Annotated in this window: 5 protein-coding genes and 1 pseudogene; 4 read left to right on the forward strand and 2 right to left on the reverse strand. The window is 71.1% G+C overall.

Annotated elements, in window-relative coordinates:
- A partial coding sequence (locus B0W88_RS29950; RefSeq protein ID WP_233151894.1) for an acetyl-CoA carboxylase biotin carboxyl carrier protein subunit occupies positions 1 to 180 on the reverse strand: 180 nt, incomplete at its 3' end.
- Between the two features lie 85 nt (positions 181 to 265).
- Between B0W88_RS29950 and B0W88_RS29955 the strand changes: the two genes are divergently transcribed.
- From B0W88_RS29955 to B0W88_RS29970, 4 genes are all read left to right on the forward strand, one after another.
- Positions 266 to 736 carry a CreA family protein gene (locus tag B0W88_RS29955; protein ID WP_077038168.1) on the forward strand — a complete coding sequence of 157 codons (471 nt, stop codon included), beginning with the start codon at positions 266 to 268 and terminating at the stop codon, positions 734 to 736.
- Complete coding sequence (locus tag B0W88_RS29960; protein WP_077038169.1) at positions 736 to 2,250, forward strand: AMP nucleosidase; 1,515 nt, start codon at positions 736 to 738, stop codon at positions 2,248 to 2,250. Before B0W88_RS29955 ends, B0W88_RS29960 begins: the two co-directional genes overlap by 1 nt.
- Positions 2,247 to 3,431, forward strand: coding sequence for a GGDEF domain-containing protein (locus tag B0W88_RS29965; RefSeq protein WP_077038170.1), 1,185 nt, complete (start codon positions 2,247 to 2,249; stop codon positions 3,429 to 3,431). Before B0W88_RS29960 ends, B0W88_RS29965 begins: the two co-directional genes overlap by 4 nt.
- Positions 3,432 to 3,511: 80 nt before the next feature.
- Positions 3,512 to 4,138 (forward strand): GNAT family N-acetyltransferase, encoded by a 627-nt coding sequence (locus B0W88_RS29970; RefSeq protein WP_083749163.1) that lies wholly within the window; start codon positions 3,512 to 3,514, stop codon positions 4,136 to 4,138.
- Between the two features lie 19 nt (positions 4,139 to 4,157).
- On the opposite strand, the pseudogene B0W88_RS35260 reads toward B0W88_RS29970, so the two are convergent.
- A pseudogene (locus tag B0W88_RS35260) lies at positions 4,158 to 4,440 on the reverse strand (hypothetical protein); the annotation flags it as partial.

Consider the following 4,440-nt stretch of genomic DNA (forward strand, 5'->3'; position numbering starts at 1 on the left):
CGCCTCGCCCTCGGCGAAGAAGACTTCGGCCACGACGGCATCGGCCGGCGCGCGCAGCTCGTGCTCCATCTTCATGGCCTCCAGCACGAGCAGCGTGTCCCCGGCCCGCAGCGCCTGGCCGGGCCGCACGGCGAGCTGGGCCAGGGTGGCGGTCATCGGGGCCTTGATGATCTCGTTCATGGCGGGCACTGTAGGCGCCGATCCCTTCATGTGCTGACACGCAGATGACAGCTAGACTGGCTGCTCGACAAGGGGAGATCCGACGATGAAGCTGTTCTCATCCGCCCTGGCGGCCCTGCTGCTGCTGGCCGGCCCGCTGCATGCCGAACCGATCGGCGAGGTGGACACGGTGTTCAAGCTGATCGGGCCGGACCACAAGATCGTCGTCGATGGCTACGACGATCCGAAGGTCGAGGGCGTGGCCTGCTATGTCTCGCGCGCCAAGACTGGCGGCATCAAGGGCGCGCTGGGCCTGGCCGAGGACAAGGCCGAAGCGTCCATCGCGTGCCGCCAGGTGGGGCCGATCCGCATCGCGAAGGCCCTGCCGCAGCAGGAAGAAGTGTTCAACGAGCGCATCTCGCTGGTCTTCAAGAAGCTGCGCATCGTGCGCATGGTCGACGCCAAGCGCAACACGCTGGTCTACCTGACCTACTCGGACCGGCTGATCGAAGGTTCGCCGAAGAACAGCGTCACCGCCGTCGCGGTCGACCGTGCCACCCCGATCCCGCTGAAGTGATGGCGACGAGCCCGCAATATTTCGCGCCGATGCGCTTCGACGATGCCGAGGCCGCGCTGGCCCGCGTGCAGGAGATCCATGCCGCCGGCACGGCTCATCTGCGCGAGGCGCTGCAGCGCTTCGTGGCCGGCGAGGACATCGGCCCGGTGCGCGCCTGCTATCCCTTCGTGCGGGTGCAGACCGACACCGTGCAGCGCGCGGCCGAATCGAAGCTGGCCTACGGCTTCGTCGCCGGCCCCGGCGCCTACGAGACCACGCTGACCAGCCCGCAGCTGTTCGCCGGCTACTACCTGCAGCAGTTCCGCCTGCTGCTGCAGAACCACGGCGTGCCGCTGGAGGTGGGCACCAGCCACCAGCCGATCCCGCTGCACTTCGCCCTGGGCGAGCGCGAGCATGTGGAGGGCTCGCTGCCGCCGGCGCGGCGCCAGCTGATGCGCGACCTGTTCGACCTGCCCGACCTCGCCGCGATGGACGACGGCATCGCCAACGGCACCCACGAGCCCGGCCCCGGCGAGCCGCAGCCGCTGTCGCTGTTCACCGCGCCGCGGGTGGACTACTCGCTGCAGCGGCTGCGCCACTACACCGGCACCTCGACCCAGCACTTCCAGAACTTCGTGCTGTTCACCAACTACCAGTTCTACATCGACGAGTTCGTGCGCCTGGGCCACGCGCTGATGGCCAAGGCGCCGGACCCGGCCAACCCGGACGAGCTGGACGACTGCATCGCCTTCATCGAACCCGGCAATGTGGTGACGCGCCGCGCCGGCTGCAGCGCCGAGGCCGACGACGCGCTCGGCGCCCCGCCGCCGCGCCTGCCGCAGATGCCGGCCTACCACCTGGTGCGGCGCGACCGCAGCGGCATCACGATGGTCAACATCGGCGTGGGCCCGGCCAACGCCAAGACTATGAGCGACCACATCGCGGTGCTGCGGCCGCACGCCTGGCTGATGCTGGGCCACTGCGCGGGCCTGCGCAACAAGCAGTCGCTGGGCGACTATGTGCTGGCCCACGGCTATGTGCGCGAGGACCATGTGCTCGACGAGGAACTTCCGCTGTGGGTGCCGATCCCGCCGCTGGCCGAGATCCAGCTGGCGCTGGAGCAGGCGGTGGCGGACGTGACCCAGCTCTCGGGCTTCGAGCTGAAGAAGATCCTGCGCACCGGCACCGTTGCCTCCACCGACAACCGCAACTGGGAACTGCTGCCCAACTCGGTCGGCGGCGGCCCGCAGCGGCGCTTCAGCCAGAGCCGCGCGATCGCGCTGGACATGGAGAGCGCCACCATCGCCGCCAACGGCTTCCGCTTCCGCGTGCCCTACGGCACGCTGCTCTGCGTCAGCGACAAGCCGCTGCACGGCGAGATCAAGCTGCCCGGCATGGCCGACCACTTCTACCGCGCCCGCGTCGACCAGCACCTGCAGATCGGCCTGCGCGCGGTCGAGCTGCTGCGCACCGGGCCCTTGTCGCAGTTGCACAGCCGCAAGCTGCGCAGTTTTGCGGAGGTGGCTTTCCAATGATCCTCGGGCATGCCGTGGACAACGCGACCTTGTTCGCGTTGCTGCTGCTGCAAAGCCTGCTGGCGGCGCTGGTCCTGCTGTTCCTGATGGGTTGGCGCGCCACGCCGGCCGTACGCTGGGGGCAGGCCTCGCTGCTGCTGCAGGCGCTGGGCTGGTTGGCATTGGCCCACCCCGGCGAGCCGCCGCACCTGTGGATGGGCCTGGGCGTGTTTTGCCTCAGCGCCTCGCTGTCAGCGCTGTGGTGCGCGCTGCTGCAGTGGCTGGGCCCGCGGCGCGGGGCGCTGGCGATGTGGGTGCTGCCGCCGCTGCTGACCGCCGTCTACGTGCTGCAGTTCGAGGATCGGGCCTTTCGCATCGGCTGGTCGCAATACGGCCTGGCGCTGCAGCTGCTGATGCTCTGCGCCGCGCTGGCCTGGCCGCGCCGTGTCGCGGCCAACGCGCCGCTGCTGCCGGCGGCAGACAACCGCCGCTGGCGCACGTTGATGCTGCTGGGCTTGCTGCCGCTGGTCGTGGTCTCGATCTGGCGCGGCAGCCTCGGCGCCCAGGGGCCGGCCAGCCCGCTGGAGCCGCAGCCGATCAACACGCTGCTGGGCCTAGCCTGCCAGTGGGCGCTGATGCTGCTGCTGCTGGCCCTGGTGCTGGCCTGGCGCGGCGAGATCGAGACCCACCTGGCCCGGCTGGCCCAGACCGACGGCCTGACCGGCCTGACCGACCGGCGCGCCTTCGTCGCGCGCGCGGCGGACATGATCTCGATGGCCCGCCGCCACGACGAGCCGCTGGCGCTGATGCTGCTGGACATCGACCACCTGAAGGCGATCAACAGCGAGCACCAGCGCGAGGCCGGTGACCGGGTGCTGGCCCTGTTCGGCAGCTGCGTGCAGGCCCAGATGCGCCTGGGCGACCTGGCCGCCCGCGTCGGCGGCGAGGAGTTCGCGGTGCTGATGGCCCGCGCCGACGCCCAGGGCCCTAACGCCATGGATCGACGCATGCGCGAGGCGCTGGCCGCGCGGGCACCGGCCGAGCTGGGCTTCGCCATCGACTTCAGCGCCGGCTGGGCCCGGCTGCGTGCCGGCGACCGCAGCATCGACGACCTGCTGCGCCGCGCCGAGACCGCGCTGTACGAAGCCAAGAAGGGCGGCCGCGGGCGGCTGCTGGCCGAGCCGGGCGTCGACCAAGGCTGAGGGCGAGTAAGGCGGGCGTATCAACTTGGCACGGGGCTTGCTGAGGGAAAACCCACCCACGGCTCGCGACAACGCCACCCATGTTCTCTCGCCTCTCCGCCGCCCGAAGCGCCACCCCTGCCTTCGTCGTCCCCTCTCCTTCCATTCCCGCGCCGGCCGGCGCCGTCGTCGAGATCCACCGGGCCCGCGTGCAGGTACGGCAGGTGCTGGCCAATGACCGCCGCTGGCTGGCGGCCTTGAGCGACCTGCTGATCGACGGCGTCCACCACGGCGCGAGCCTCGGCTTCCTGGCGCCGATGTCACGGCACACGGCGCTCGAATACTGGGAGGGCGTGCTCGCTCGGCTGGGCCCGCAGCAGCAGCTGTGGGTGGCGCTGGAGAGCGACGAGGGCCCCCTGCAGGGCTGCGTGCAACTGGGCAGCGCCGGGCGGCAGGCTCGCCACCGTGCCGAGGTGGGGCCGCTGATCGTGCACAGCCGCAGCCGCGGGCGCGGCATCGCCAGCCAGCTGCTGAGCCGCCTCGAATGCACGGCCCTGGACCAGGGCCGCACGCTGCTGGTGCTGGAGACGCCCGCGGGCTCGCAGGCCGAGGCGGTATTCGCCCACCTGGACTGGCAGCGCGCCGGCGAGATCCCGGATTGCGGCGCCTGCGCCGAGGGCCGGCTGCATGCCAGCGCGATGTATTACAAGCGGCTGCCGTGCCGCTGAAATGATCCGTTAGCACCCGCTACATCCCGGCAAAGCAGCGACGCCGCGGAGGGACAATCGACGTCCGTCGTCGATCGAGCCTCCGCTTTTTCATTTTCACCATGCGTCCCTGCCCCCGTCCTCCCGTCGCGTCGAACTGGGTCGCCCTGCTGCCGGTCGTCGCGCTGATCAGCGCTTGCGGTGGCGGAGGCGGCGGCAGCGGGGGAGACGACACCACGGCGCCTTCCCCCGCGCCCGCGCCGACGGTCCCGCTGCCGACGCCGCAGCCGCCGAGCCCGGCGCCTTCTCCGTCGCCCACGCCG

Source organism: Pelomonas sp. KK5 (assembly GCF_001984095.1).
Classification (GTDB): domain Bacteria; phylum Pseudomonadota; class Gammaproteobacteria; order Burkholderiales; family Burkholderiaceae_C; genus KK5.